Below are 22,331 nucleotides of genomic sequence, written 5' to 3'. Positions count from 1 at the left end.
CGAACAAGAAATGAGTGAAAGGGCTGTCAGATGCGTTGCAAATGCAAGAATGGATTGATGGAGAGAAGTGTGAAGCCAGAGCACGTTGAAGACTTGGGCGGTTTGGTCGTCAAGGTCTTGAATGCTGTTGTCGTGCAGCGCTGCTCTGCTTGCGGCGACGAAATGATTGGCATACCGGACGTCCAGGGATTGACCCGCGCTGCTGCAATGGCGCGCGCCCAGAGTCCTGAGCGTTTGACTGGTAAAGAAGTGAGGTTTATCCGGCGCGCGCTGGACATGAAGCAAACCGATTTTGCGGCAGCAATGGACCTGTCCGCAGAACATGTGTCCCGTTGGGAGAATGACCATAATGGGGTTGGCGGCGCTAGCGAAAAGCTTGTGCGCCACAACGTCTGTGCGTTGCTGAGTGATGGCGCGTGCGAGTACGACCCTAAAGCCATTGCGAGTATGGTTTTTGTGCCGTTTCCCGAAGGGGGAATTGCACCGATTGAAATGGTCCGCGTGCGGACCACGCACCGTACAAATGAAGAAGACGACACGATGTGGAGTGAGGCCGCTTAATTGCGGCCTCTCTCCATAAGCGTAAACTTGCGCCGCAAGAGGCAGTTAACTTCGGTAAGCGCCCCATCCCAAGCGACTGTCGCGGCGTGCTGCTGCGGCTAGGCGACGCGGCACGCGCTCTATCGACCTCGAAGCCCGGCAACCATGCCGGGCTTTTTGCTGTATAGTCGCGTTTGACGGGGAATTCGCGGAATGACTTTCGACCCAATAGAAGCAATCAGCTCGTTGGCGGAATTGGCGGCATACTGTCAACGGCATTCCTGATCTATGACCGGCTTTACAAATCGCAGCCGACGATTTTCTTTCAGCCTCACGACGCGACGGCGTGCCTCGTCATCAAGAACACCATGACGGAAACCCTGTTCATCGACGCAATCGACGTGTCACCACGCAAATTAAGCTTCGCATTTGGCGACGACCTTCATTCAACCATCGAAGCCGTCGTCGGCGCAGCATATGACAGCGGCCCCGACCGGAATTCCCTTATCATCGGCCCGCTTTCCGAACGCTATTGCCGGCTCGTCAAACTGACCGGCTTCGATGAATTGCCGCCAGAGACTTCACGATTCGATGCGCGTGGCGAAACACCCGACGGCCTTCCTACATGAAACAAACGGTTAAGGTTTCCACGACAGCGGGCGACCTCACCCGACTTCACAACGACGCAAAGAGGGATTGATGCGATGGCGGATGCTTCAGGTCGGCTTCCATCATGCCGCGCCTTTCAGTCGACATCGACCTCACGTACCTGCCGGTCAAGCCGCGCGAAGAATCTTTAACAGAGATCGACGCGGTGAGACGCAAGTTGCGGAGGGGCGACCTTTACGCAGGTAAGTTGTTGCAGCGCTCGATCGTCAGCATCCGCGCGATTTATTCGGTGTCCGCGACCTGCTGGGAAATAAGGTATCAGCGATGATCTGCGCACTGCCTTCATTGTCTACATGCTCAGCCATAATCTCCCAATGGCATGAAGTGCTAGGCGGAGCGAAAAGGATATCAGCCAGGAATTTGTGCGCTGCTTCGAAGGTATGACTGCCAAGTCCGTTTCGCGAGATGAGCCGCTGGCCGTACGCAAAACGCTGTCGCGGAGATTGTCGGCAACATGCCAGACAGGCATCGGAAATTCCTGATTTCATTGAGCGCGGCGATGCTGAATGAGATTTGCTCGGGGCGTTCCCGGTGCCCGCGATTTGCCGGCCGTCAAATGGCGAATGCAGAACCTTGACAGCCTGCCAGCTGAAAAGAGCGCCGCGCTGGATCTTGAGAAGGTCCTGAGCGAATAACAGAAACCACGCGCGCGGCCAGATGGCTCTGGATCTGCTGCGATCCGATTGCTGAACAGCCAAGCGGTGCCTGATCCCACCAAGCTCGTTGGTCCGATGATCGAGCGGCTTCTCGTTTGCGACGGCGCGCGCCGGACTCCCAAGAAGGTGAGGCGATCCGGTACTTTGCGCGATTTTTGCAAGGCTGATCGCAGGATGATCAATTGATGGTTCTCTTGTCATGAACGAGCGGCGGACGCAGCCGAATATCGCCTATGCAATCTGCGGCTTCAACGATATTCCAAGCCAGCGCGCCATGGGCTTCCACCTCATGATCGTCGACGAAGACGGCAGCCACAGGCCGTGGCCCATTGTCGTGGTGCGCTGGGGCAAGCGGGTGTTTGCCTATCTTAACAAATGCCCGCACAATGGCGTCAATCTGGACTGGGAATGCAACCAGTTTTTCGATCCACGCGGCATCCGGCTGATGTGCGGCAAGCACGGCTCGACCTTCGAGCTCGGCACCGGCCGCTGTGTGGACGGCCGGTGCAAGGGCAGCAGTCTCACGCCGGTCGCGTTGACGGTGCTGGACGGCGATATCTGCGTTACCGGCGTGCGGCTTGTCGAGGAGGATTCCTCTGGCTAAAGCTAAAGCCGGCGCTCAGACCGGCCGGTTCTCGTTACGGTTTCTCACAGGTTCCATCCTCTTCAGCCCGTCTTCGTAAGAGATCTCATCATAGGACGCATCGAGATCCTCAGTTGCGTCGAGCAGGTAGTCGAGCTTGCCGGGCGCGTCGAGCTTCTTGATGTCATTCTTGTCGACCCCGGCCAGGTACATCATTTCCTTCCAAACGGTGGATTCATCGCACGGCAGCACGTTGAAGGTGATACCACCGAGCTTGATTCGGTATTTCGCCAACAGGTCTATGTTGTTGCAAAACATGAAGTAGCTGCCATCAGGGCTTAGCGCGCCGTCAAGAACGTTTGCGACATCAGCAAGATAAGCGAAGCAGTGCAGATAGCCGGCCAGCACCGGAATGCTCCTTTCGCCTTCCTGCACGACCGTCAGTACCTGCTCGATCGAATAGTGGGGCGGCCGCTTCTCGTCCGCGACCTGGGCCTGGAATTTTAGGGCGATATCGCCGCGAAAGCCGAACCGGCCCTGCTTGGTGGTCCCGCCTTTGAATATGGCATTGAGCAGGCGCCCCTCCTTCTCGAACCGGCCTAGCGCGGTGTTCTCGATTGCAGTCATGAAAAATCATCCCTCGATCCAAGACAATCGCCGGACACTCCGGCGGCGGGAGACGCAATGCAAATTGTTTGCCGCCGCGTTCGTAACGCTCATCGGCGAAATCCATAAAGAAGACACGCAAAGCCGCCGCAATCCCTCGAAGACCTTTGTCAGCAACCCTACACGCGTCGCAAAGCCAACAGGCGCGATTTCGAAAAGGTGAGCAATGTCAAGCTCGGGCGCGCTGGCATGCGACTTGCCAATTCCCATGCAAACGACCCAGGCAAAAAGGATAGCCATGATCAATCTGACGGATAGCGCAGTGAATGCGGTCAAGAGCACGATTTCAGCATCGGCGCAGCCGGCAAGCGGCCTGCGCATCATGGTCGAGGCCAGTGGCTGCGCCGGGTTCAAATACCGGTTGAGCCTGGCCGACGAGGCTAAGCCTGACGACACCGTGATCGAGCGCGACGGTGTCAAGGTGTTCGTAGACAACAAGAGCCATGACCACCTCGCCGGCACGACCATCGATTTCGTGGTGGCGCTCGAGGGCTCGGGCTTCACCTTCGACAACCCGAACGCCAAATCGAGCTGCTCTTGCGGCAAATCCTTCAGCTGATGACAAGAGAAATCGAAGCATGCCGGTCGAACCGGAACAACTGAAGCAACCGCCGAGCATTGAGACCGGTCGGGAGCAACTACGGCGCGAACCAGCCGAATCTGCAACGCGACGGCGGCGACTGTCAGCTGGTCGGGATCGAGGGGAGCAAGATCATGGTCAAGCTGACTGGTGCCTGCGTATTCTGCAAGCTTTCAAGCGCGACGCTAGAAGGCATTCAGGCGCGGCTGGTCGAAAGGCTCGGCGACTTCGTTCGCCTGATCCCGGTCGCCGGCGCCGCCAATGCGCGGCATTGAAGGAGGCGTTTGTGCCGATCTATCTCGACAACAATGCGACCACGCGGACAGATCCGTGTGTCTTGCAAGCCATGTTGCCGTTCCTCACGGAGCAGTTCGGCAATGCCTCGTCCACCCATACCTTCGGCAGCGAGATCGCGGGCGCGGTGGGGGAGGCGCGCCGCAGCCTGCAGGGTTTGCTGGGGGCCGCCCACGATCATGAGATCGTCTTCACCTCCGGCGGGACCGAGTCCAACAACGCCGCCATCCTTTCCGCGCTTACGACCCAGGAAGGGCGCGACGAGATCGTCACCACCTCCGTCGAGCATTCCGCCATCCTCACGCTGGTCGAGCAATTGGCGACAAGGGGCATCAAGACGCACGTGATCCCGGTGGATTCGCGCGGACGGCTCGACGTCGAGGCCTTTCGCTGGGCGCTTGGACCACGCACGGCGATTGCGTCGGTTATGTGGGCCAACAACGAGACCGGCACGATTTTCCCGGTGGAGTTTCTGGCCGGGTTAGCGCGTGCGGCAGGCGCGCTGTTTCACACTGATGCCGTGCAGGCCATAGGCAGGGTGCCCATCGACCTGAAGGACAATGCTATCGACATGCTATCGCTGTCCGCGCACAAGCTGCACGGCCCCAAGGGGACCGGCGCGCTCTTTTTACGCCAAGGCACAAATTTCAGACCGCTGATCTGGGGCGGGGCACAGGAACGAAGGCGCCGCGGCGGAACCGAGAACATCCCCGGCATCGTCGGTCTTGGAAAAGCTGCAGAGCTTGCGGCGGAGCGGCTCGAGCCGGATCGCGTTCGCATTGGTGGGTTGCGCGATCGCCTGGAGCAGGCGATTTTGCACAACGGCCACTGCATGGCGCTCGGCGATGTCAGCAACCGGCTGCCGAACACGGCCAACATTGCCTTCGAGGATCTCGAAGGCGAAGCAATCGTCCACCATCTCAATCGCGCGGGCATTGCTGCTTCGCTGGGATCAGCTTGCAGCTCGTGCTCAATGGACCCGTCGCACGTGCTGCGCGCCATGAACGTGCCGGCGAGGAGCCTGCGCGGCGCGGTGCGCTTTTCCTTATCGCATGAAACCACCGTCGAAGAAGTCGATCAGGTCGTCCGCGTACTGTCCGGCATCGTGGCTCACCTGCGCGCCATGTCACGAGAGCATCCCAATCCCACCAGCAATTCGCCCCGATACACGAGTTGATCTCATGAAAGTCATGATTCGCCGCTCTCCGGAGGCGGGCCTGTCGATTTACGTGCCGAAAAAAGATCTCGAGGAGCCGATCGTTGAATCGGAGCACGAGACGCTGTGGGGCGGCTGGATCAGAATAGCCAATGGCTGGGTGCTCGATCTGCCCGAAATGGCGAGCGATACGCCGCTGCCGATCACGGTCAATGCCCGAAAGCGCGGCGAGGGCGGCGACGACCGATGAAGGTGACCCCGCAAATCGACTTTGTCAACGCGGCCGATGCGGAGGCGATTCTCACTGACGTAGCGGCTAGGCTGCGTGCCGGCAGCATTGTTCCCTATCTCGGACCTGGTCTCACCGCGTTGTCCAAACCGGATGCGCCGATGACGCCGGAGGCCTTGGCTGGCTTCTTCGCTACCAAGGTCGCGCTGCCGCGCCGGGCCAACGGCAATGTCTGGGCGTCGGCGCAGCACATCGAAAGCAACAAGCATCGCTCCACCGTGACGGCATTGGTGGCGCAGGCCTTTGCTGCGCCGGTCGAGCCGACACCACTGCATCATCATCTCGCCGCGCTGTCCCTGCCTGTCATGGTCGATGCCTGGTATGACGGCGCGATGCGTGCGGCGCTTGGCAAGCACGAGGGGTGGGGCGAGGTGCAGGGCATTTGCCGCGCCGGCATCGGCGAGGACCGCTGGTATCGCTTCTATGATGCAGAGGGCAGAGAGGTCGATCGCGCTGTGGCGCAGAGCTGGACCACGGTCCTCTACAAGCCGCACGGCGGCGTGCTGCCTGCCAGGAACTTCCTGATCTCTGACGCCGACTATGTCGAGGTGCTGACCGAGATCGACATTCAGACGCCGATCCCCGATGTGGTGAAAGAGCGGCGCAATGGCAGAAGATTTCTCTTCATCGGTTGCCGCTTCAACGATCAGCTACTGCGAACCTATGCGCGGCAGCTCACCAAGCGCTCGGCCGGTGTTCATTACGCCATCGTGGAACCGGATGTGCTGTCCAGGAATGAGCTGCGCTTTCTGGTCGAACAGAGCCTGACGCCGCTTGCGATCCCGCTCCCGCGCGCGATCGAGATCCTGCTCGCTGCCTGACAGACCTTGTATATGGGTCGATGTTGCTCGCGTGCCGGCGCACGCGAGTTGTCTTGCGTTTCGCGCCGGCGAATGACTGCGCTCATCTCCATGTCAGGATCAAGACGCCTGTCACACTTCGAACATTTCTAATGTCGTGCAGAAGGCTTCGCTTCCACGGCCAACCGCGGCAGGCGGCTCACTTTCTGACTTAGATCAAAATTGCTCGCCATTCCGGCCATGGCACGCGAGTTGCAAATCTTCTTTTCAGTTTCCGCCTCCAGGGAGAATGAACGGATGGACGTATCAGCGCTGGACGAAGCAAGCTTGGCAGGGAGCGCCGTCGACATCGGCGAGACCATGCAGGCGATCGCCGAGCACAAGGGCTGCGGCACGTCCGGCGGCACCGGCAACGCGAGCTGCGGCTCGCAAGCCGGCCAGGGTGATCTGCCGACCGAGATCTGGGAGAAGGTCAAGAACCATCCCTGCTACAGCGAAGAAGCGCATCATCACTACGCCCGCATGCATGTTGCGGTCGCGCCCGCCTGCAACATCCAATGCAATTACTGCAATCGCAAATATGATTGCGCCAATGAATCGCGTCCGGGCGTGGTGAGCGAAAAACTAACGCCGGAGCAGGCGGCGAAAAAGGTGCTGGCGGTTGCCTCCACCATCCCACAGATGACCGTGCTCGGCATCGCGGGGCCCGGTGATCCCCTGGCCAATCCGGAAAAGACGTTCAAGACCTTCGAGCTGGTGGCCAAGGCCGCTCCCGACATCAAGCTGTGCCTGTCGACCAACGGCCTCATGCTGCCCGACCATGTCGATACGATCGCCCGCTTCAAGATCGACCATGTCACCATCACCATCAACATGGTCCAGCCCGAAATCGGCGCCAAAATCTATCCGTGGATCTTCTACAACCACAAGCGCTACACCGGCCTCGAAGCCGCAAAGATCCTCAACGACCGCCAGCTGCAAGGCCTCGAGATGCTGACCGAGCGGGGCATCCTCTGCAAGATCAATTCGGTGATGATCCCGGGCATCAACGACCAGCATCTGGTCGAGGTCAACAAGGCGGTCAAATCGCGCGGCGCGTTCCTACACAACATCATGCCGCTAATCGCCGCGCCCGAGCACGGCACTGTACTCGGTCTCAACGGCCAGCGGGCTCCGACCGCGCAGGAATTGAAGGCACTGCAGGATCTCTGCGAAGGCGAGACGAACATGATGCGGCACTGCCGGCAGTGCCGCGCCGACGCTGTCGGCCTCCTCGGCGAGGACCGCAGCGCGGAGTTCACTACCGAGAAGATTATGGCCATGGACGTCAAATATGACCTGAAGATGCGCAAGGCCTATCAGGCCAAGGTCGAGGAGGAGCGCGTCGCCAAGGTTGCTGCCGAGCAGGAAGAGCTCGCCGAGCTCGGCAACGAAATGAGCGGCGTCAAGCTCTTGGTTGCGGTGGCGACGAAGGGCTCGGGCCTGATCAACGAGCATTTTGGGCATGCCAAGGAGTTCCAAGTGTACGAACTCTCCACTACGGGTGCCAAATTCGTCGGCCATCGCCGCGTCGATCACTATTGCCGGGGCGGTTATGGCGAGGAGGAGAGCCTTGCCACCATCATCCGCGCCATCAACGACTGCCATGCGGCCTTCGTGGCCAAGATCGGCGGCTGTCCGAAGAGCAATCTGTTGAAGGCAGGGATCGAGCCGGTCGACCAATACGCCCATGAGTTCATCGAAAAATCAGCGATCGCCTGGTTCAAGTCCTATCTTGTGAAGGTGCAAAGCGGCGAGATCCAGCATGTTGAGCGGGGCGAGGCGGCGATCCGCCAGGGCGCGCTGATTTCGGCGGCGTAAGGGAGATATTCATGCCGTTCAAGATCATTGCCTCACAATGCTCCGGCTGCTCGGCTTGCGAGCTCGAATGTCCGAATGTCGCAATCTCGGAGAAAGGCGGGACGTTCGTCATCGACCCGAAGAAATGCACCGAGTGCATCGGCCATTTCGACGAGCCGCAATGCGTCGCGGTGTGCCCGGTTGATAACACCTGCGTCGTCGACACCTCATTGCCGCGCTACCAGGCGCGGGCGTAGGGGGCGAGCCCATGACCATCACGCTCACGCCCGCCGCTGAAAAACTCACGAGTTACGTGCTGCGCGCCGATGGCACCGTTGGCGCCGGTTTCCGGCTCGCCGTCACGGCAGATGGTTGCTCGGGGTTGTCCGCCCGCCGATATAGGTGTTGCGCCGGCAGCTCAGCCCGGTCAGCAAGGCGTAGAGAGCAACGGCCTAAAGTTGCTTCTCAATGCCGAGAGCCAGCTAATGCTTGGCTTTGTCACCATCCATTTGACCGACTCCTCTGCGCAGACCGGGCTGATCTTTCCAGAAGCAGGTATGCTGCTCCAACAACGCCGCAAAGGCTGCCCATTAGAAGAGGAAAGCTGCCAATGAACCTCGATGGGGCAGGCAATCCGCTGTCCGAGAGCGAGGGGGCGCTGATCGCGCACACGCTACTCGGCGAAGGGCTGCCGCGCGAAGCCAAGGATCATCTGTGGGAGGCCGGGCTGTCCTATCACCTGGACGAGATCGCGGAAAAACACCTGCATGAAGCGCAGGCGCTGGCGCCGGGCCACGCCGCCGTCCTGATCGGGCTCTACCGCTTCTATTTCTACAAGGCTCGCTTGGCCGAGGCGTTGGAGGTCGCAAAGCTCTGTATGTGTAAGGCAGCTCGTGAAAACAGTCTCGCAGACGATTGGCGGCGGGTCAACACGAGCGACGCTGCTTTCGATCGCTACGAGAACATCCTGCCGCGCTTCAATTTATTTTCCCTGAAAGCCTACGCCTACCTGCAGATGCGGCTCGGCGATCTGGATGAAGGGCACGCCGCCGCCAACAAGCTTGTGGAGCTCGACCCGACCGACAAGATCGGCGCCAAGGTGCTCCTGGACGTGCTGGAGCGGATGGGGCAGGACGATGACGGATGACATCGATAAGGCCCGCGACTGGCTGGGCAACGAGGTCGACTGCGGCACCTGCACGCATCTCTTGCTCAGGGCCAGCGGCGGCTGCCGCTTGATGCACGCCTGCGTCAACGACCGCTACGCCCGCTGCATCGACCGCTTCTTCAACTGGAATCCGGTGCTGGCCGACGCTTACGTCACACATCCGCATTTCGAGGTGCGCGCAATCTCGGCCAACCACGCCAATGTGTTCCTGCTGCCGATGCTGCTCGACGATGCTGAGGAAACCGTGCGCTGGAACGCGGCGCGCCGCCTGCCCAAGCGCTTTGTGCTGCGGCTGCGCAGCGACCCGCATCGGGAGGTGAGGATGCGGGTTGCGACCTTGCTGGACGGCGAGAAGCTGGCGCCGATGATGTTGGACCAGGACTATTACGTCCGCCTGGTGGTGGCGAGCCGGATCGCGCCGGCGCTGCTTGGGCGTCTCATGAGCGATGACGAGCCCGAGGTGCGCCGCGTGGTCGCGCTCCGCATTCCCCATGACTGGCTGCTCGGCATGGTCAATGATCCCGATGGCACCGTGCGGCTCGAGATCGCACGGCGGCTGTCTCCGGATTCGCTCAGCCTGCTGCGCCGCGATCCGGATTGGCGCGTCCGCTATGAGGTGGCAAGCCGCATTACGGCGGCCGAGCTGGCGGAGTTGACCGAGGACGGGGACTCGATGGTGCAGGAAGCCGCCCGCGCGCGCGTGGCCATCCGGCCCGAACGACCGAGAGAGAGTGGGACATGAGCAACATCGTTCGCGACAGCGAGGTGGTCGAGCTGACCGGGCCGCCTTTCTTCAGCTTTGGCGAAAAGGTGCGGGCCAACCGCACCATCCGCAATGACGGAACCTATGCCGGCAAGGAAGTCGGCGAGATCCTCGCCAAAAAGGGGGAGGTGGGTTACGTCGTTTCAATCGGCACTTTCCTGCAGCAGTTCTACATCTATGGCGTCGAATTTCTCGAAAGCGGCAACCGCGTCGGCATGAAGCGCAAGGAGCTCGTGCCGGCGGTGGCGCGCGAGGAGTTTGAGGACCTGCCGTTGCCGGAAGAGGCCGCGTCATGATCGACCCGAGGCTGCCGAAGTACCAATGGGGCCAGCGCGTCAAGGCGGCGATCGACCTCATTAACGACGGCTCCTTTCCGGATGCACCGGCCGATGGACTATTGATGGGCGCCGGAGGGATCGGCGAGATCGTGCAGGTCGGCAGGCATACCGAAGCGAACGTGCCAATCTATCTCGTCGAGTTCGGCGAGCGGCTGGTCGTCGGCTGTCTTGAAGAAGAAATTGCAGTGCTTTGAGGGTGCTGGTTCGCGATGAATGCTGCGGTGATGAGAAAACTAGCGATCGGAATGATCCCTCACCCGAACGAGCTCGATCGCAAGCGGATCGAGCGCGCCTTGGGCTCGCGCAAGCGCTATCGCTTTGTGTCGCCGAATGTGAAGCCGGTGAGGGGTGGCTATCTGATCGAGAGTCCCTGCTGCTCTCGCAATATCGACAAGGACGGCGGCCTGATCGATGTCGCGCTGATCCACTATGACATGGTGAGCGGGATGTGGAAGCTGTTTCGCATGAACCACGCGCACGGGATCTGGGAGTTTTACAGCATTTACCTCCGGCTGACCTCAGCGATCGAGGATTTAAACACGGATCCAGAGCGGCGGTTCTGGCAATAAAGCTGATTTGGGACTAGTTATATGGGAACCGCGATGGCGCTTGGCACAGACCAACTGATCGAAATAGAACGGGTGCTTGCGGCGGCGGAGGCCGATGCAAGCCCATTCCTCGAGCTGCGGCGCCGTTTTCCGCACCTCGCCTTCACGCGCTGTGATGCGTCTGATGTGACGGAGCGGCCGTTCCGAAGCTTTCCGCGTTTCGACCTGCATCTGATCGGTGGCTGCGATCGCTGCGTGCAGATCACGGCCGATCCGGCACGCGCGATTGGTATCCTGCTGGCGGCAAGGAGTACTGGGCGGTGACCGGCATTGCACTCGCAGAGGATCACGACGGCACCGAAGCGATCGAGGCCGTATGCTTCATTCCGCTGTCCGATCCCGATATCACCTCCGCCGAGCTCTCTGCCGTGGAAGCGCTGCTATGTTCGCCGCGAATCTCCAATGGGCCGATCACTGACGCCTTCGAGAAAGCCTTTGCCGCCTATCTTGGCCGCAAATATGCCGTTGCCGTCCCCAGCGGCACGATCGGGCTTCTGCTAGCGCTAAAAGCGCTTGGCATCGGACCCGGGCAGGAGGTGATCGCCTCGCCTTATTCGTTTCGCGAGGCGGTGCATGCTATTAGTCTCGTGGGCGCGAGGGCCGTATTTGCCGACGTCGACTATTGGTCGGGAGCCTTGGCTCCGGCGAAGGTCGAAGAGCGTGTCACGGCCAACACGCGGGCGATTATTGGTGGCAACCCCAATGGGCATCCGGCGCCATGGTCGGAGCTGCGCGCGATCGCGCAGCGCCATCAGCTGCCGCTCCTGGAGGATTCGACCGAAGCGATCGGATCGCGATACAAGGGCGAACTCGTCGGCCGCTTTGGCGATATCGCCGTGTTTGACTTCGCTCAGCCACTGGCCCTGACCTGCGGCGAAGGCGGCATGGTGGTGACCGACGACATCGACTTGGCCGGCGGCTTGCGTCGCCATCGCGCACATCGGCTGGATGAGCGCTCCTCCGTTGTCATCAGCAGCGCAGCGCCCCACCAGGCCGGCATGAGCGATCTCACAGCCGCGCTGGGCCTTGCGCAGCTAAGGCGCCTCGACGAAATCCTGGAGCGACGCCGGCTCGCTGAACAGCTCTACAATGCGCATATGCAATCCTTCGAAGGTATCAAGCCGCCCTATGTGGCTCCCGATGCGACCGAGGTGAACTGGTTCCTCTATCTCGTCCATCTCGGGACGCGCTTCACGCGCTCCAGCCGCGATGCCATCGTCGATGACCTGCGCATCGAGCAGGTCGAGGCCGCCTCCTATTGCCACCCGTTGCATTTGCAGCGACATTATTTCGAACGCGGCTATCGGCATGGCGATTTTCTGGTCACGGAAAAGATCGCCGATCGAGCCCTGGCACTGCCGTTTCACACCCACCTCACCGATGACCAGATCGAGTTCATCGTGGAGACGATGAAGGATGCGTCAATCAACATCGGCGCTGGCGCTGCAATTTATTAGAGCCGAGGAATCATCAATGGGACGCAAAAGGAGGGCTTGAATGTCGACAGCCACGGCCTCACCATGGGGCAAGATGATCGAGGTCATTCAGGCCACATCACTCTTGGCGGTGCTGCAGAACCCGAAGATCGCAACGCCAAACAAATGCAAGTGCAGACCAAACGTGGATCCTCCGACATTTCGTCCGGCAAGGCCGCAAGGAACTCTCGAGGGTGGCGCGCAAAGAGAATGACAAGCTCAATACGATCGGAGGAGGCGCCTCCAAGTTGCGGCTCGCCTGCGAAGTCAATTTGCTCGGAACCGGTAGCATGATCATCGAGCTCTTCGGCTTCGGCTCGGGTTTCTTCAAGCTTGGGCGGGAAGGCACATGGATTTCGCAACACGTCATTGTTCCCTGAACGAGACAGTGGTGGAGCTTGAAGAGCGCCCGGCCTGCCTCACGCCGCACCAATGGTTTGATTTTATCAGCGGGCCGTCGATGCCCTTCCAGGAGCTGGTCGGTGGAATTGGCGTGCTTCGGCTGACCCGTGCCGCCGTCGATGCCTTCAGGCAGGAAAACGCAACGACAAGCACGAGCGAAGGTAGCACCGCGATATGGGCAGCCAAGAGATCGAGGTGTTCACCGTCTGTCGCGCCGATGCAATCGAGCGGGGCGGCGCGAAGGGTTTTAACCTGTCGCGGATCGACGAGAGCGGCGAGAGCCGGCCGTTTCCGATTGTCGTGGTGCGGACCTTTGGAAACGACTACCACGGCTATGTCAACCGCTGCCCGCATGACGGTGTCTGGCTCAACATCGGCTCCGGAGAGTTTTTCTCGTCGGACCGCGCCTTTATCAGATGCGGCCGGCACGGTGCGACCTTCGAGATCGATAGCGGGTTTTGCATCGATGGCCCTTGCAACGGAAAGGCCCTTGAGCCGGTCGCGCTCGCTGTGGTCGACGGCGACGTCTGCCTGTGTGGCGTGAAGCTGGTGGAGGACAACGGGTTTCCCGATCCGTTCGAGGACAGCGACGAAACCATGGACATCATGATCCATCCGGACTAACAGGGATGATCTCATGACCGTAGCTCAGGAGCCTTTCGGTAAAGCGCCGTCGTTCTCATGAACATTGGCGCAGGCCCGCGCCTTCGCTGCTTTCGAACTCGTGAGAGATCAAGGGCCGGGCACGGCGGCCGAAGTCATCCAGTAGCCCGGCATGTATGAATGGTACGGGGACAGTCGAACAGCAAGACGCGCAGCCATTTCGGTGTTCGAGCCGCATTGGCGGCTTTGTGAGGACCGATCGGCCGGTCGACAGCTCTTGGCACGCATGGATGAATTGCCTGAAGCGGAGATCATTCGCGCCGTGCATCCGGCTGATGTCGGGGGCACCAAGGAGGTGTTCAAGTGCTATCTCGCCGAGCCAAAAATCTATACTTCCGAGAAGGGCCATGCCAGCGGCCGCGCCAGAGCCATCTAAGTTTTCTCATCGGCGGCGCCGAGCTCGACCCGCTGGCTCGCCTACATGTGCGGCGTATTGCAGGAGACGATTGCTAACGAAACCGCGCGTGCCGAACTCGACCTTGCGCTGTCAACGCTCGACGGCGCAACCAGGCCGGTATGATGAAAGACCGCGGCGCATCCTAAAGAGAAGGTGGCAGCGCTCCCCTAGCACTACTTTGGCACTTTAGGCTTGGCAATATCTGCAAGGAACATGTCGCAGTGAGGACATTGTCGGGGTGGAGGTCGTGCGAAGAGGTCGAGGATGGCTTGCCTGATGGCCGGCATGCTTGGTTGTGGTGGCAGTCCTGAGATTCTTTTTTTTCCGTCCCGCTGCTTTGAGGCGGCGGGATTGGAGGAAGGCGTAGGCGATCATCGTCATCAACGCGTGTCGATGTAATCCCGTCGAGGATCTACCTTCGAAGTGGTCGAGCCCAAGCTCCTCCTTGAGCTGCTGGTGAGCCTGTTCACAGACCCACCTGGCCTTGATCGTGGCAGCGAGCGTCTTGATGGTGGCATCGGCCGGCAGGTTCGACACATAGTATTTTTTGCTCCCCGGTCGACCGCCGCTCGCCGACGAGCCAGACCTCGTCACCAGGCATGCACTGCATACGGCTATTGAGCATCCGGTGCTTATGGCCATCCGCAACGCGGACACGGCGGGCAGTGAAGCGACATGTCAGCCGACCTTTGGTGCCCCGCCGCCAACTGACCCTTTGCCAATTGCCTTCGGCCAATAACGCTTCAGCAGAGACTGGTGGCTGATCAGGGATGTGGTATTTGCGGGGCTTGCCGGTCCTCGCGATGGGGAAGATCAGGGCAATGTCGGCGGGATAGACGTTCTGGCGCCGCGACAGACCCACCGCCCACAGCAGACCGCGCTCGCTCAAAGCCTGACGGAAAGGCCCGCTGGAGCCGTACCCTGAATCGGCAAGCACACAGCCGAAACGCACACCGGAGGCGATGACGCAGTCGATCTCCGCCAAGGCGATCTCTGGCTTGGTCCGCGCTGCGCGGTGCTCGACTGGAACGCCCGCACGCTTCAAACGCACCAGATTACTCGTCCAACTCTCGGGAACGAAGAGACGTAATGCCACCATGACCGGCACTTCACCCCGCGCAAGCGTCAGCGACAGTAATGTTTGGCAATTGGCCGTCTTGCCGAGAGACGAGGCATATTGTGGAGCGACACACAACCGAACGATCGCCCTTCTTCGGCATCGCCGTGTCGTCGATGACCAGCACCGCATCCTTGCCGCCGACCAGGCGATCGGCCTGAATCAGCAATTTCGCCTCCAATGGCGCTGCATCCCAAACGCCATCAGCAATGAAATGGTGCAACTGATCATACTCGCCCGGTGCCAGCCGCGCCGCCATCGGCTGGACGCTCTTGCGATCACCCGGTCCAATCAATCCCGAGATATAAAGCGGACACATCCGCCGCCGCGCCTTGTGACCTAAACGATCCAGGAATGGCTTGAGCCAGCGTCCAAGCTCGTCTTCCCACTTCGACTTCGTGCCCACCATGGTCGGCCCTCCAAAGCCGACCATCCATGAATCATTGAAAATCTGATTCGGGACTCCAGTTTCGCCAATCAATCGCCAAATTCGGCCAAAGTAGTGCTAGTGTTCTGACTCATTCATTTGCATCCCGCTTTTGCGATGGCGAGCGCTTTTTTGGCTCGGCGGTGCTTTGCGAGGATGGATTTGGCGCTGGCGGTCCACCTGAAGGGCTATGGGTTTTGGTTTCGATGCTCGATCCACTCGGCAATCGCGGTCTTGAGTTCGGTGACGTCGTTGAAGGTTCCTCGCCGGATGCGCTGGCGAGTGATTTCGGCGAAGAGCCGCTCGACGAGGTTGAGCCAGGAACAGGATGTCGGCGTGAAGTGCAGCGTGAAGCGTTTGTGTCGCGCCAACCAGCGCTTCACGGCCGGCGTCTTGTGGGTGGCATAGTTGTCGAGGATCAGATGCAGATTGAGATGTGCGGGCGTCTCGCGGTCGATTGTTTTCAGAAACGAGAGGAACTCGTCTGCCCGATGGCGTGCCAGACATTCGCCGATGACGGTACCGGCCGCCACATCGAGCGCGGCGAAGAGTGTTGTGGTGTCGTTGCGCTTGTAATCATGGGTCATCGTGCCGGCACGGCCCTTTTTCAAGGGCAAACCCGGCTGAGTGCGGTCGAGTGCCTGGATTTGACTCTTTTCATCGGCGGAAAGCACCAGCGCCTTCTCCGGCGGATCGACGTAAAGGCCGACGATGTCCTCGACCTTCGCGATGAAGTGGGGATCGTTGGAGATCTTGAAGCTGCGCAGGAGATGCGGCTTGAGGCCGTGTTCGGCCCAGATGCGCTGCACGCTCGTGTGGCTGATGCCCATTTCTTCCGCCATCGACCGCACGCTCCAGTGCGCGGCATTGGCCGGACGCTCCTTCACGGTCTTCTCGACGACCTTGAGCTTCATGGCAGCGCTGAGCGGCTTCCGGCCAGGCGGCTTGGAGCGGCCTTTGATCAGACCATCGACGCCGGCCTCGACAAAATAGTCCTGCCAGCGCCAGACGGTGGTCTTCGAAACCCCGACCTCACGCATAATCGCCACGATGCCATGACCGTCCGCCGTCATCAGCACGATCCTCGCTCGCTTGGCGATCTTCTGAGCCGTGTTTCCATCGGTGAGCAATTGCTCCAGTTCCCTACGAGCCTTGCGATCAAGTACAATCAAGTCGTTTCCCATGCCGCGAGTGAATCATGTTCGCGACAAGTTGGGATTCAAATGTCAGTGACAGAACTACGCTGATCGAAGCCTGGGCTTCACAGAAGAGCTTTCGCCCCAAGGATGGCAGCGGCGACGATGATAACGGCGCCAATTTTCACGCCACCATGGAGAACCGGCATGGGCTGGCGGTGGCCGGCAGGGTACGCCGCCAATGGCACCGCCGATCATGTCGCCAATCTTCCCGCTATCAAAGCCGTACCCGCCGCCCGGGGCCCTCACGAGCGTGATGACGCAGTTGATCCTCGACCATGCAGCGTTGGCAGCGATGCCGCCTGCGAAAGCGTAATGGCGGCCAATGGCAAAGTTCAGAGGGCTATTTTGTCCTCCTTGTCGGAGATGCACCCTCGACCGAGGGCTGGTTTGAGCGCTGCGAGTTGATCGTGCGGATATCCTGGCGGCACGCGGAGCGATTGCGGCATTTTAGCGAGGCTTCAACTTTGCTGGGAAGTGGAATCAGTGTCGTCCTTCAGGTAATTCAGCATAGTGTTGCAGGCGTCCTCGGCCTCAGCGAAACTTTGGAGGGGCAAGCCGAGAACCCTGATCGCGCCACGGCCCTGGTGAAGCGGACGCCACGACGCGACGTAGCCCAACCTTCCGCGAAAGCCAGGACCGGTTGGGCTCTGGAAGCTGATCACGAACGAATAGTGGTCGCTGCTTGCGCTCCATATCTCCATGTCTTCGACGGCACGATGGAATTGCAGGGGCATCAGGGTCCGTTCGCTGGGCCGGCCCGAGAACCAAACTGCTGGGGGCCGGCGCCGGGTAGGGTCAATACAGCGCGATAGGAATGGTAACGATACAGCCGACTTCCTGTTCTTGCTGGTGAACGATGCCAGCGCTACGGACATCATTCGCCGCGGCTCCCATTAGTCGTTGCTGCTGGTGGACCGCCGCGATCGCGAAAGGCCGGTTGCCTACCACTACGACCCGCCCGGGGACACAATGACAGACCTGCAGCAATGCTCGCAGCACGGGTGGGAGCCAACCTGCAAGACGCCCCCATAAGCCAGCAGAGGAACGGCTATGATTGCGGCGTCTTCGTGGTGGACGGTACGCGGGCGCTGGTTAGGCGATTGGCGGGAAGACGGCAGGCAGACCTGAACCTCGAGAACCTCGTCGTCGATCGGCAGGCACTGCAGAGCCGACTGAGGGGCTGATGCCGGCTTCGACTGATAGGGCGCGCCGAGCTGGACTCGTTCTTGCGGTAGGGTCGGCAACGCGTGAACACAATGTTCGCCTGCTCACAATACGCTTTCAGCGTTTCGTTTATGAACACGGTATCATTGTCGGCATCGATGCCCTGCAACGAGAACGGCAGCTGTCGGCGAAGTTCTGTCAACACGGTGCTCAGGAGCGTTTGCTCGCGCACCAGCAACGGCGCACACTCCGTCCAACCGGTCGCAATATCCGTGAGCACCAGCGTCTGGATAAAACTGCCGCGCCCCGAGGGCCCGCTGTGGGCGACCAGATCGGCTTCGACAAAGCCCAGCGCCGGATCCTTCCAGTCGGCGGACGTCCGTACCGGGATGCTCCGTCGCAATGCGCTCGCCACCGGCCGGCGCCGCTGGCGTGCACCCTCCTCTCGGACCTTCCCCAGCGCCCGATCGATCGTCGACGCGCTCGCCGCCAGCGCTTCGCGCGGATTTCAGGCGCCAGGCCCATGTGGCCGTTCCGTTCCATCGACTCGATCAGGAGCAGCAGCAGCGCTTTCAGTCTCTTGCCGCAAATCCGGTCCGATGCCTCCCAAAGAACTACCAGCGCATTTCGTTCAGCTTCCTCGTAAATCCGCCGACGGGTGCGCCGAACCCGGGATTTCTCCATATCGCCTCGGAGCAGGCGCATCGAATGCTTTCGATGGAAGCCCGTCACCACCACAAACTCGTTGAGAATTCGCGCCTTCTCCGCGCGGCTCGCCTCTCTGTAGCGCTGCCCCACAGCGGCCGTCAGCTCTCTTCGAGTCGCCATGCTCAGTTGCCTCATTATCGCCCCCCAGTCCCATCTCACTGGGGAGCAAATTACGTGAGGCAACGGCCTAGCATTCAGGAACATTTCAGGCGACGCAATGCGGCTTCCCATCCAGATTGTCGCGCTATAGAATTGTGGGCTATTTCACAATGCTGATATTTGAAGTGGGGTAGATAAGCGTTCGCCAAGGGCCAAATATCGATTTGGGGGGCAGCAGATGGAACGCAAGCTATCATCATTGGAGCAACAGGCTGCCGACGCTCTCCGTCGTGCAAGAAGCTTACCTATTGGTGCGGACCGCAACGACCTACGGCAACTTGCCCGAGGGCTTCTGTGGCTGCACCGCAACGGCATGGATGCGTTGATGAACGAACGTAGTAGCAATTGGTTAGAGAAGCCGGTGCTAACTGCCGCCTGATTGTTGCACTTGGCCAATGGATGTCTGGCCAGGAGGCGATGACATATCCGCCTCTCGTCATTCATGGTTGACCGGTCAAGTCCGTGGAATCCGCTTAGATATTCGGCTCGCACCAAGGCTGTTTAGCCGTGGGGGCCGCAAACAGATGGATAGGCCAAGCCTTCGCTGAGCAAGTTCTGGCCCTCGACCGTCGGGGATCATCTCGCATCGTGTTGAAAAACGGACAGTCAATTTACGAGTATATAGCTGTATGAATAAAGCATCATTGAATAAAGCATCATATTGAAAAATGGATGATTTCCGTCTATAATTCAATGCAATGCTAGATGCTCCTGTCACCCTTTCTGCGTACACGACCCGCCTCCAGGCCGCGGGCAAAATCTCCTTTACCCGCGACGAAGCGATGCGTGTTTTGGACTGTCTAAAGCCGCTTTCTTGAAGAGCGCGAAACGTCTGGAGCAAAAACAGCAACTCGTAAGTCCTCGAAACGGCTTCTATGTAATCGTGCCGCCGCAATATCTCTCATGGGGCGCGCCGCCTCCGACCTGGTACATTGACCAACTGATGCGCCACGAGAACCGACCGTACTATGTCGGACCGAAGGCCGCGGAACTGCAAGGCGCCTCACATCATGCGGTGATGGAATTTCAGATCATCACCAACAAGCAGATCCCAAGATGCGGGTCGGGCGCTCCATGCTCGTATTCTACTATCGCAAGGTTTTTTCGCAGGTCTCGAACGCATTACAGGATTTCAATACCGACGCTGGCACGATGAAACTTTCGTCGCCCGAACTTACCGCGTTGGATCTCCTGCGGTATCTGCACGTAGCTGGTAGCATCGACGCGATCGCGACGGTATTGAGCGATCTCGCGACGCGTATGAAAGCAGACAAGCTTGCATCCCTGGCGCGGCAATTCGAGCGCACGGTCATCCAACGTCTCGGTTATTTATTGGAGCGCCTTGGTCACGAGCAGGTAGCAGGTCCCTTGGAAAGCTATCTCCATGAAAACTATAAACCTCTGCCCTGGGTAATGCTGGAGCCGCAGAACCGCAAAGAGCACGCTCAAGAAAGCGAACCTCCGCTCGTACGCAGCACGCGTTTGGCACGTCATCGTCCATCGTTACCCCGAGATTGACGAATGATTCCGGCCCTCAACATTGTCGCATGGTCGCAGACAACGCCATGGGTCGAACAAGGCAGGTCGAGCAAGACCTGATCATCAGCCGAGCGCTGGTCGCGCTCTTTTCGGATGAGTTCTTGAAGGCGGAACTCGGAGGGACCGCGCTCAACAACCTGCATTTTCCAAAGCCGTTGCGCTACTCCGAAGACATCGACCTCGTGTACCACGGCAGGCCCGATAGGGCCGGTGTTGACCGCGTTCGCGAAGTTCTGAATCCGTGGTTTGGCGAACCGCAATTCGTACAAAACGAAATTGCGCCCAAGCTCAAATACTCGGTCGAAGCCGAAGACAAGAGCAACCCTGCGCCAATCCGCTTGAGGATCGAAATCAACACGCGGGAGCGTACTGCCTACGACACACCGCAATCTCTGCCATTTAAAGTAGAAAACACGTGGTTTACAGGCACCGCCGACATATCGACGTTTTCAAACGAAGAATTACTCTCGACCAAGCTTCGCGCGCTGCTCCAATGCCATAAGGGGCGGGACCTGATCGACATTGCGCACGCTCTCGATATCTTCGAGGGATTTGATGCGAGCACGACCGTAGAAGTCTTGGGCAAATACCTCGCGGCTGGCGGGATATCGATATCCCGCGCTGAAGCCGAAAAGCGCATGTTCACGAAACTCAACAATCCAAACTTCATGGCTGATGTTCGCCCGCTGCTGTCCGCAGACGAGGCGGAGGATTTCGACGACGATGCGGCGAAGGCTGCGTTCGTCAAGGTCTTCAGTAAGATCATCCGTCTGATGCCGGGCGAGGCCTGGTCCAAGACGGAGAAGATGATCGAACAGTCTGGACTTATTGATCAGTTCGAATAAAGTCGATGGTCAGAAGCCCAACCGAAGCTTTTTCGGTGAATGCCCTTGGCCATGAGATGGCGAAATCGCGAGCGAAGCAGGTTTTGAGCTGACAGTTTACAAGCCGCTTGAAGTTACGAAGGGTTGTTTGCACTTTTCGAGCAAAAGCTCCCAGACTTCGCACAGCAGATTTTCAGCGTCGCGCACATCCCAAGGCATTAGTGACATTCCATTAACATTAACAGTGCGAACGGGCCATCTCGGTCAGCTTTCGATCCCGCGGCACTTTTGAAACAAGGTGACCTTGCCCCACGGGCTTATTCCAGTTTGAAATTCGTTCTGGCCCTGATCCGCTACCGCTCCACCCGCCCTCCAGACGCGGCTCTGCGCGGCCGGTTGCGCGATCTCGCCAACGAGCGGCGGCGTTTCGGCTATCGCCGGCTGTTCATCCTGCTGCGGCGGGAGGGAGAGCCGTCGGGATCAACCGGATCTACCGGCTTTATCGGGAGGAAGGGCTCGCCGTCCGCAAGCGGCGTGGCCGCCGCAAGGCTGTGGGGACGCGGGCGCCGATCCTGGAAGCGACGCCGAATGCACGCTGGTCGTTGGATTTCGTCCACGACCAGTTCGCCAATGGCCGACGCTTCCGTATCCTCAACATCGTCGACGATGTCACCAAAGAGTGCCTGGGGCTATTCCAGATACGTCGATCTCAGGACGGCGCGTTGCCCGCGAACTGACGGCGATCGTCGAGCGACGCGGCAAGCCCGGAAGATCGTACCCGACCATGGCACTGAGTTCACCTGCAATGTCATGCTCGCCTGGAGCAAGGACACAGTCATCGACTGGCACTTCATCGCGCCGGGGAAACCGATGCAGAACGGTTTCATCGAGAGCTTCGTGTATAGACGGCCCCGCGGGTGCAAGGGATTTCGACAGCGTTTTGGAGATCGGTCGGGTGCGTTCATGTATACGGCCTGTTGGTGCGACCGATATCATGGCCGCTGGCCCTGATGGAGATCGCGGATCGAGGCCTCATCAACGGGTTCGCGCTTGTTGCGCTTAAAGCTCTTCGGGTTTTCTCGATCCCCAGCTCCGCCGGTTTCCATCATGCTGTCATCTGCCCTCACACCTAAAGTGGCCAGCCTGCTTGGCAGTTCACCCCGCAGCCTTATAGAACTCACCGGTCGTCATCATCGCCCAGATGATCCGAGCTTCTTAACTTGTTGGCAACGGCGATTGCAACGACTATGGGGCGACGTCACTCAAGTAGTGCGTCGATCCAGGCCGCTCCGACCCGTGATCGCGCCT

General features: G+C 59.6%; 27 protein-coding genes and 6 pseudogenes. 29 read left to right on the top strand and 4 right to left on the bottom strand.

The window, feature by feature from the left end; genetic code table 11:
• The first annotated feature begins 30 nt into the window (after positions 1-30).
• The 4 genes from GWE18_RS37790 to GWE18_RS37775 all read left to right on the top strand — a co-directional run bounded on the left by GWE18_RS37790 (position 31) and on the right by GWE18_RS37775 (position 2,469).
• Positions 31-561: a type II TA system antitoxin MqsA family protein gene (locus tag GWE18_RS37790; RefSeq protein WP_108523044.1), complete on the top strand. Its 531-nt coding sequence runs from the start codon at positions 31-33 to the stop codon at positions 559-561.
• A gap of 347 nt (positions 562-908) precedes the next feature.
• On the top strand, positions 909-1,169 hold the full coding sequence (locus GWE18_RS37785; RefSeq protein ID WP_057852077.1) for a hypothetical protein: 261 nt from the start codon (positions 909-911) through the stop codon (positions 1,167-1,169).
• 104 nt (positions 1,170-1,273) lie between these two features.
• Entirely contained in the window at positions 1,274-1,477 is a 204-nt protein-coding gene (locus tag GWE18_RS37780; RefSeq protein WP_275190667.1) for a hypothetical protein, read from the top strand.
• 587 nt (positions 1,478-2,064) lie between these two features.
• Positions 2,065-2,469 carry a Rieske 2Fe-2S domain-containing protein gene (locus tag GWE18_RS37775; protein ID WP_108523045.1) on the top strand — a complete coding sequence of 135 codons (405 nt, stop codon included), beginning with the start codon at positions 2,065-2,067 and terminating at the stop codon, positions 2,467-2,469.
• 15 nt (positions 2,470-2,484) lie between these two features.
• Here the strand turns inward: GWE18_RS37775 and GWE18_RS37770 are convergent, their stop codons facing one another.
• Positions 2,485-3,075 carry a hypothetical protein gene (locus tag GWE18_RS37770; protein WP_108523046.1) on the bottom strand — a complete coding sequence of 197 codons (591 nt, stop codon included), beginning with the start codon at positions 3,073-3,075 and terminating at the stop codon, positions 2,485-2,487.
• On the opposite strand from GWE18_RS37770, the gene GWE18_RS37765 reads away from it, so the two are divergent.
• The 19 genes and pseudogenes from GWE18_RS37765 (at position 3,074) to GWE18_RS37675 (ending at position 13,865) form a co-directional block, all read left to right on the top strand.
• Complete coding sequence (locus GWE18_RS37765) at positions 3,074-3,277, top strand: hypothetical protein (RefSeq protein WP_057852081.1); 204 nt, start codon at positions 3,074-3,076, stop codon at positions 3,275-3,277. The genes GWE18_RS37770 and GWE18_RS37765 overlap by 2 nt on opposite strands.
• Positions 3,278-3,352: 75 nt before the next feature.
• Entirely contained in the window at positions 3,353-3,673 is a 321-nt protein-coding gene (locus GWE18_RS37760; protein WP_057852082.1) for an iron-sulfur cluster assembly accessory protein, read from the top strand.
• 19 nt (positions 3,674-3,692) lie between these two features.
• Positions 3,693-3,969: pseudogene (locus GWE18_RS37755) on the top strand (NifU family protein).
• Between the two features lie 11 nt (positions 3,970-3,980).
• Entirely contained in the window at positions 3,981-5,165 is a 1,185-nt protein-coding gene (gene nifS / locus GWE18_RS37750; RefSeq protein ID WP_213290818.1) for a cysteine desulfurase NifS, read from the top strand.
• Between the two features lie 4 nt (positions 5,166-5,169).
• Entirely contained in the window at positions 5,170-5,394 is a 225-nt protein-coding gene (gene nifT, locus GWE18_RS37745) for a putative nitrogen fixation protein NifT (RefSeq protein WP_057847894.1), read from the top strand.
• Positions 5,391-6,254: an SIR2 family protein gene (locus GWE18_RS37740; RefSeq protein WP_057852083.1), complete on the top strand. Its 864-nt coding sequence runs from the start codon at positions 5,391-5,393 to the stop codon at positions 6,252-6,254. The genes nifT and GWE18_RS37740 overlap by 4 nt, the downstream gene beginning before the upstream one ends.
• Positions 6,255-6,593: 339 nt before the next feature.
• Positions 6,594-8,093 carry a nitrogenase cofactor biosynthesis protein NifB gene (gene nifB, locus GWE18_RS37735; protein WP_245310781.1) on the top strand — a complete coding sequence of 500 codons (1,500 nt, stop codon included), beginning with the start codon at positions 6,594-6,596 and terminating at the stop codon, positions 8,091-8,093.
• 11 nt (positions 8,094-8,104) lie between these two features.
• A complete protein-coding gene (locus GWE18_RS37730) occupies positions 8,105-8,329 on the top strand; it encodes a 4Fe-4S binding protein (protein ID WP_057847892.1) in 225 nt (74 codons plus the stop codon).
• Between the two features lie 228 nt (positions 8,330-8,557).
• Positions 8,558-8,686, top strand: a complete 129-nt coding sequence (locus GWE18_RS37725; protein WP_275190666.1) for a hypothetical protein — start codon at positions 8,558-8,560, stop codon at positions 8,684-8,686.
• On the top strand, positions 8,683-9,219 hold the full coding sequence (locus GWE18_RS37720; RefSeq protein ID WP_275190665.1) for a hypothetical protein: 537 nt from the start codon (positions 8,683-8,685) through the stop codon (positions 9,217-9,219). The genes GWE18_RS37725 and GWE18_RS37720 overlap by 4 nt, the downstream gene beginning before the upstream one ends.
• On the top strand, positions 9,209-9,982 hold the full coding sequence (locus GWE18_RS37715; RefSeq protein ID WP_275190664.1) for a 4Fe4S-binding leucine-rich repeat protein: 774 nt from the start codon (positions 9,209-9,211) through the stop codon (positions 9,980-9,982). The genes GWE18_RS37720 and GWE18_RS37715 overlap by 11 nt, the downstream gene beginning before the upstream one ends.
• On the top strand, positions 9,979-10,299 hold the full coding sequence (locus tag GWE18_RS37710; RefSeq protein ID WP_057847889.1) for a nitrogen fixation protein NifZ: 321 nt from the start codon (positions 9,979-9,981) through the stop codon (positions 10,297-10,299). Before GWE18_RS37715 ends, GWE18_RS37710 begins: the two co-directional genes overlap by 4 nt.
• Positions 10,296-10,535: a nitrogen fixation protein NifZ gene (locus tag GWE18_RS37705; protein WP_057847888.1), complete on the top strand. Its 240-nt coding sequence runs from the start codon at positions 10,296-10,298 to the stop codon at positions 10,533-10,535. Before GWE18_RS37710 ends, GWE18_RS37705 begins: the two co-directional genes overlap by 4 nt.
• 15 nt (positions 10,536-10,550) lie before the next feature.
• Positions 10,551-10,910: a DUF3024 domain-containing protein gene (locus GWE18_RS37700; protein ID WP_275190663.1), complete on the top strand. Its 360-nt coding sequence runs from the start codon at positions 10,551-10,553 to the stop codon at positions 10,908-10,910.
• Positions 10,911-10,943: 33 nt separating this feature from the next.
• Positions 10,944-11,213 carry a DUF6129 family protein gene (locus GWE18_RS37695; protein ID WP_275190662.1) on the top strand — a complete coding sequence of 90 codons (270 nt, stop codon included), beginning with the start codon at positions 10,944-10,946 and terminating at the stop codon, positions 11,211-11,213.
• Between the two features lie 5 nt (positions 11,214-11,218).
• Positions 11,219-12,406: a DegT/DnrJ/EryC1/StrS family aminotransferase gene (locus GWE18_RS37690; protein ID WP_275190673.1), complete on the top strand. Its 1,188-nt coding sequence runs from the start codon at positions 11,219-11,221 to the stop codon at positions 12,404-12,406.
• Positions 12,407-12,618: 212 nt separating this feature from the next.
• Positions 12,619-12,804, top strand: coding sequence for a hypothetical protein (locus tag GWE18_RS37685; RefSeq protein ID WP_275190661.1), 186 nt, complete (start codon positions 12,619-12,621; stop codon positions 12,802-12,804).
• 196 nt (positions 12,805-13,000) lie between these two features.
• Positions 13,001-13,450 (top strand): Rieske 2Fe-2S domain-containing protein, encoded by a 450-nt coding sequence (locus GWE18_RS37680; RefSeq protein WP_275190660.1) that lies wholly within the window; start codon positions 13,001-13,003, stop codon positions 13,448-13,450.
• Between the two features lie 256 nt (positions 13,451-13,706).
• Complete coding sequence (locus GWE18_RS37675) at positions 13,707-13,865, top strand: hypothetical protein (RefSeq protein WP_210205921.1); 159 nt, start codon at positions 13,707-13,709, stop codon at positions 13,863-13,865.
• A gap of 207 nt (positions 13,866-14,072) precedes the next feature.
• Here the strand turns inward: GWE18_RS37675 and GWE18_RS37670 are convergent.
• Together GWE18_RS37670 and GWE18_RS37665 are read right to left on the bottom strand one after the other, a co-directional pair.
• Positions 14,073-15,412 (bottom strand): annotated as a pseudogene (locus GWE18_RS37670) (IS701 family transposase).
• 209 nt (positions 15,413-15,621) lie between these two features.
• A pseudogene (locus GWE18_RS37665) lies at positions 15,622-16,614 on the bottom strand (IS630 family transposase); the annotation flags it as partial.
• An 822-nt stretch (positions 16,615-17,436) separates the two neighbouring features.
• Between GWE18_RS37665 and GWE18_RS37655 the strand changes: the two are divergent.
• Positions 17,437-17,813: pseudogene (locus tag GWE18_RS37655) on the top strand (hypothetical protein); the annotation flags it as partial.
• 35 nt (positions 17,814-17,848) lie between these two features.
• Here GWE18_RS37655 and GWE18_RS37650 read toward each other — a convergent pair.
• Positions 17,849-18,636 (bottom strand): annotated as a pseudogene (locus tag GWE18_RS37650) (ISNCY family transposase); the annotation flags it as partial.
• Positions 18,637-18,838: 202 nt separating this feature from the next.
• On the opposite strand from GWE18_RS37650, the gene GWE18_RS37645 reads away from it, so the two are divergent.
• The 5 genes and pseudogenes from GWE18_RS37645 to GWE18_RS37625 all read left to right on the top strand — a co-directional run.
• Entirely contained in the window at positions 18,839-19,039 is a 201-nt protein-coding gene (locus tag GWE18_RS37645; protein ID WP_145963803.1) for a hypothetical protein, read from the top strand.
• 564 nt (positions 19,040-19,603) lie between these two features.
• Positions 19,604-19,816, top strand: coding sequence for a hypothetical protein (locus tag GWE18_RS37640; protein WP_275190672.1), 213 nt, complete (start codon positions 19,604-19,606; stop codon positions 19,814-19,816).
• Positions 19,735-20,178 carry a type IV toxin-antitoxin system AbiEi family antitoxin gene (locus GWE18_RS37635; protein WP_275190659.1) on the top strand — a complete coding sequence of 148 codons (444 nt, stop codon included), beginning with the start codon at positions 19,735-19,737 and terminating at the stop codon, positions 20,176-20,178. The genes GWE18_RS37640 and GWE18_RS37635 overlap by 82 nt, the downstream gene beginning before the upstream one ends.
• A gap of 29 nt (positions 20,179-20,207) precedes the next feature.
• Entirely contained in the window at positions 20,208-21,044 is an 837-nt protein-coding gene (locus GWE18_RS37630; protein WP_249735011.1) for a nucleotidyl transferase AbiEii/AbiGii toxin family protein, read from the top strand.
• Positions 21,045-21,368: 324 nt separating this feature from the next.
• A pseudogene (locus GWE18_RS37625) lies at positions 21,369-22,034 on the top strand (DDE-type integrase/transposase/recombinase); the annotation flags it as partial.
• Positions 22,035-22,331: the final 297 nt, after the last annotated feature.

It is taken from the genome of Bradyrhizobium sp. CSA112, from assembly GCF_029051645.1.
In the GTDB taxonomy this organism is placed as follows: Bacteria; Pseudomonadota; Alphaproteobacteria; order Rhizobiales; family Xanthobacteraceae; genus Bradyrhizobium.
Note: the sequence above shows the minus strand (reverse complement) of the source record. Positions and strands in the feature narration are given on the sequence as shown.